Here is a 4,750-nt window from a genome sequence, read left to right as displayed (position 1 = left end):
GGCGTCCCGTCGGCGAAGACCAGGCGGGCGGGTCCCTGAAGGTGCTGGCGGGCGCCCGCCTGGTCTTCGCCGACGGGACGCCGGACCTCATCTGCTATCCCTCCGACCGGGCGGCCTGGAGCCGGCTGACCCGCCTTCTGACCCTGGGCAAGCGGCGGGCGCCCAAGGGCGGGTGCGACCTGTCCCTCGGCGACTTCCTGGACCACGCGGAGGGCCAGCTGGCCATCGTCCTGCCCCCCGCGCCGGGAGAGGCCGGGAGGGGTGACTTCCCCGGACATCTGGAGGCCCTGGCCCGGGCCCGGCGGGGATGGATCTGGCTGGGAGGTGTGCGCCGCTACGGCCCCCGCGACCTGCAGGACCTGGCCCGGCTGGAGGCCCTGGGGGCGGCGGCCGGGGCACCCCTGGTGGCGGTGGGCGAGGTGCTCTACCACGACGCCCGCCGGCGGGCCCTGCAGGACGTCCTGACCTGTATCCGCGAGGGCTGCACGATCCACGAGGCGGGGCTGAGGCTGGAGGCCAACGCCGAGCGGCGGCTTAAGCCCCCGGCCGAGATGGCTCGCCTGTTCGCCCGCTTCCCCGCCGCCGTTGAGCGCAGCCTGGAGATCGCCGGCCGCGTCGGCTTCGACCTGTCGGAGCTGCGCTATGAATACCCCGACGAGCCTGTCCCGGCGGGCAAGACCCCCATCCAGCACCTGCGTGACCTGACCTGGGAGGGGGCGGGCTGGCGCTTCGAGGGCGGGCTGGGCGAGCGCGAGCGGCGGACCCTGGAGCACGAGCTCGACCTCATCGAGAAGCTGGGCTTTCCCAACTACTTCCTGACCGTCCACGACATCGTCCGCTGGGCGCGCGCCCAGGGCATCCTCTGCCAGGGGCGCGGGTCGGCCGCCAACTCCGTGGTCTGCTTCTGCCTGGGCATCACCGCCGTCGACCCGACGAAGAAGGACCAGGACCTGCTGTTCTCGCGCTTCATCTCCGAGGCCCGGGGCGAGCCGCCAGACATCGATGTCGACTTTGAGCACGAGCGCCGGGAGGAGGTCATGCAGTACCTTTTCCGCCGCTATGGTCGGGACCGGGCCGCCATCGCCGCCACGGTGATCCACTTCCGCCCGCGGATGGCCATCCGCCAGGTGGGCAAGGCCCTGGGCCTGACCGAGGACGTCACCGCGGCCCTGGCCGGGACGGTCTGGGGGCCCTGGAGCGGCATGAGCCCGGACCCCTACATCCGCCAGGCGGGCCTGGACCCGGACGCCCCGGAGATCCGCCGGGCCACGGCCCTGGCCGGCGAGCTTCTGGGCTTTCCCCGCCACCTGTCCCAGCACGTGGGCGGCTATGTCCTGACCCGGGGCCGGCTGGACGAGCTGGTCCCCATCGGCAACGCCGCCATGCCGGACCGCACCTTCATCGAGTGGGACAAGGACGACATCGACGCCCTGGGCCTGATGAAGGTGGACATCCTGGCCCTGGGCATGCTGACCGCCCTGCGCAAGAGCTTCGAGATGATCCCGCCCCGGGCGGACGGGACCCGGCTGACCGACATCGCCCAGGTCCCGCAGGAGGTTCCCCAGGTCTACGACATGCTATGCCGGGCGGACTCCGTGGGCGTCTTCCAGGTGGAGAGCCGGGCCCAGATGTCCATGCTGCCGCGCCTCAAGCCCCGGCGCTTCTACGACCTGGTGATCGAGGTCGCCATCGTCCGGCCCGGCCCCATCCAGGGCGACATGGTCCATCCCTACCTGCGCCGGCGCGACGGGACCGACCCGGTGGACTTCCCCGCCCCGTCGCCGGAGCACGGCCCGCCGGACGAGCTGCACCGGGTGCTGGGCAAGACCCTGGGCGTGCCCCTCTTCCAGGAGCAGGCCATGCGCCTGGCCATCGAGGCGGCCCGGTTCAGCGAGAATGACGCCGACGGCCTGCGCCGGGCCATGGCCACATTCCGCAACCTGGGGAGCATCAGCGAACACCGCCGCCGCTTCCTGGAGGGCATGACCGGGCGGGGCTATGACCCGGATTTCGCCGAGCGCTGCTTCCGCCAGATCGAGGGGTTCGGCTCCTATGGCTTCCCCGAGAGCCACGCCATCAGCTTCGCCCTTCTGGTCTACGCCTCGGCCTGGGTGAAATGGCGCTGGCCCGACGCCTTCTGCGCGGCCCTGATCAACTCCCAGCCCATGGGCTTCTACCTGCCCGCCCAGCTGGTGCGGGACGCCCGGGAGCACGGGGTGGAGGTGCGCCCCGCCGACGTCCTGGCCAGCGACTGGGACTGCACCCTGGAACCGGTGCCCGGCCAGCGGTTGCGGGCCCTGCGGCTGGGCCTGCGACAGGTGCGGGGCCTGGCCCAGGAGGACGTTGAGCGCCTGGTCCTGGCCCGGGCCCGGGGGGCCCGCGCCCTCCCCGACTTCGCCCGGGTGGTGAGCGGACGGGGGATGGAGCTCCTGGCCGAGGCCGACGCCTTCGCCGGCCTGGGGATAAGCCGCCGCCAGGCCCTGTGGGCAGTGAAGGGACTGGCCGGCGCCGACCGGGCGGACCGGGACGCGCCCCTGGCCGCGGGGGCCGATCTGCCCGAGCCCAGGGTCGACCTGCCGCTCATGAGCGCCGCCCGGGAGACCGCCGAGGACTACCGCACCCTGCGCCTGTCCCTGAAGGCCCACCCCTGCGCCTTCCTGCGCGAGGACCTGGCGGCGCGGGGCGCGCGCCCGGCGGCGGATCTGAAGCGGATGCGGGACGGGCGCCGCACCGCCGTGGCCGGCCTGGTCCTGGTGCGCCAGAGGCCGGGTACGGCGAAGGGGGTGGTCTTCATGACCCTGGAGGACGAGACCGGGACGGCCAACATCGTCGTCTGGAAGGATGTCTTCGAGGCCCACAGGCCGGCGGTCATGCGCTCGGGCCTGGCCCTGGTGGAGGGGCGGGTGCAGGTCGCCGGGGACATCCTCCACCTGGTGGCCGAGCGGATCACCGACCTGTCCGTCCTGGCGGCGGGCCTGCGGACAGATGAATCCGGCGAGGCACCCAAGGCCGGCGGCGGACGGCTGTTGGCGAGCCGAGACTTCCACTGAGGGCCTCAGGGCCTTGACGTCCGCCCGGCCCTGCGGCGAAGTCGGGGCGACAGGGAGATACGCCATGACCCCAACGCCCCAGGCCCTCGCCCGCCTCGCCGCCCTTGCCCTCGCCCTCCTCGCCACCCCGGCTCTCGCCGAGCCCGCCCGGGTCCGGGTGGAGACGGGCGCCCTGGCCGGCGAGGCAAAGGACGGCGTCGGCGTCTGGCGCAACATCCCCTATGCCGCTGCGCCGACGGGCGACCGCCGCTGGGCGCCGCCAGCCCGGGCTGCCGGCTGGACGGGCGAGCGGGACGCCACGAAGACCGGACCCTCCTGCGTGCAGAAGATGAATACCGACGGGACACCCAATGGCGGGGGCGCCAACGGCCCCATGAGCGAGGACTGCCTGCAGCTGAACGTCTTCGCCCCGGCGAAGGCCCGAAAGGCGCCGGTCATGGTCTGGATCCACGGCGGTAGCCACCGGGAGGGGGCGGGCTGGATCTACGACGGCTCGGCCTTTGCCCGGCAGGGGATCGTGGTGGTGACGATCAACTATCGCCTGGGCCCGCTGGGCTATTTTGCCCACCCCGCCCTGACCGCCGCCGCCCGGAAGGACGAGTCCCTGGCCAACTACGGCCTGATGGACCAGATCGCCGCCCTGCAGTGGGTGAAGCGCAACATCGAAGCCTTCGGGGGCGACCCCCGACAGGTCACGGTGTTCGGCGAGAGCGCCGGAGGCATGAGCACCCTGGCCCTGCTGGCGACGCCCTCGGCCAAGGGCCTCTACGCCCGCGCCATCGTCCAGTCGGGGGGCGGCTGGTTCCCGCCAACGACCCTGGCCGCAAAGGCCCAAGCCAGCGAAGAGGCCCTGGCGGCCATGGGCCATGCCAAGGCCTCCGCCGCCGACCTGCGGGCCCTGCCGGCCGAGAGCCTCATCAAGGGGGTTGGCGGAAGCTTTGGTCCCTTCCCGGACGGCCGCCTGCTGAAGGAGACCCCCAGCCAGGCCTTCGCCGCCGGGCGGGCCGCCGACGTGCCGCTGATCATCGGCTGGAACTCCGGCGAGGACTCCCTGATGGGCCCCTGGCGGCCAGAGATGATCCGCGCCGTGCCGGAGGGGGCGCGGGAGGTCTATACCAGCCCGGCCGCCCGGGGTGACGAGGCCCTGGCCAGGGCCGTCTTCACCGACCGGGCCATGGGCGCGCCGGCCCGCTGGATCGCCCGCCAGGCCGCCTCGGGCGCCCCGGCCTGGCTCTACCACTTCTCCTATGTGGGAACCCGGTTCCAGCCCTTCACCGACCGGGCCGCCCACGCCGCGGAGATCCAGTACGTCTTCCAGTACTGGGGTCGCCGGACCCCCATGTCGGCGGTGTCGGAAGAGGACAAGGCCATGGCCACCCTGATGAACGGCTGCTGGGCCACCTTTGCCAAGACCGGCCGCCCGGACTGTCCCACAGGCCAGGCCTGGCCCGCCTATTCAAAGGCGCAGGACACCCTGCTGGAGTTCGGCCGCGACACCGGCCTGAGGACCGGCTTCCAGTCTGGCCGCCTCGACTTCCAGGAGACAAGGACCCTCTCGGGTCTGGCCCTGCCCTGAGCTGCGCCGACATCTTGAGCCCCTAAGGCGCAGGAACCGGCCAAGCGGCGAGAGGGGTCTGCGGCGCCTCCGTTGACCCCCTCCGTCCCGCTACGCGGTCCACCTCCCCCTGGGGGGAGGAATT

Annotated in this window: 2 protein-coding genes; both read left to right on the top strand. The window is 72.8% G+C overall.

Features of this window, described 5'->3' with window-relative positions:
- Positions 1-3,050 (top strand): error-prone DNA polymerase (locus WCJ52_RS11620; protein ID WP_336903472.1); only part of this gene is annotated, 3,050 nt, incomplete at its 5' end.
- A gap of 64 nt (positions 3,051-3,114) precedes the next feature.
- A complete protein-coding gene (locus WCJ52_RS11615; protein WP_336903471.1) occupies positions 3,115-4,626 on the top strand; it encodes a carboxylesterase family protein in 1,512 nt (503 codons plus the stop codon).
- The last annotated feature ends 124 nt before the right edge of the window (positions 4,627-4,750 follow it).

The organism is Phenylobacterium sp. (assembly GCF_037138395.1).
GTDB lineage: Bacteria > Pseudomonadota > Alphaproteobacteria > Caulobacterales > Caulobacteraceae > Phenylobacterium.
The sequence above is the reverse complement of the archived record's forward strand: the minus strand, read 5'-3'. Positions and strand labels throughout refer to the sequence as shown.

What these genes read in the sequence shown, in the direction of transcription:
- WCJ52_RS11615 (WP_336903471.1), top strand. Translation starts at nt 3,115, where the DNA reads ATGACCCCAACGCCCCAGGCCCTCGCCCGCCTCGCCGCCCTTGCCCTC.